Genomic DNA, 232 nt, shown 5'->3' with positions numbered 1-232 from the left:
ATAGCGGCCATTGGACAGCAGCTGAACTTCGGGAAGCACCGGGGGTTCGCTTCCGATGACGCGCGCATACGGGCGCGCCGTCACGCTCTGGCTGGCCGTTGCCGCGCCCGTGTAGCGGCGTTCGGCGGCTGCGCCGGAGACCGGCACCGGTTCTTGCAGCAAGGGCAGCGCGGCCCGGAATTCGGGATCGCGGCAGAAGCGGTGCTGCATCGGTTCGCCCAGCAGATGGCGG

The 232-nt window shown here is 69.8% G+C and carries 1 protein-coding gene; it reads right to left on the bottom strand.

Annotation, left to right across the window (positions count from 1 at the left end):
* A partial coding sequence (locus ACZ267_RS13085) for a hypothetical protein (protein WP_463680371.1) occupies positions 1-232 on the bottom strand: 232 nt, incomplete at both ends.

The sequence above is a fragment of the Staphylococcus sp. AC872 genome (genome assembly GCF_979255425.1).
The sequence above is the reverse complement of the archived record's forward strand: the minus strand, read 5'-3'. Positions and strand labels throughout refer to the sequence as shown.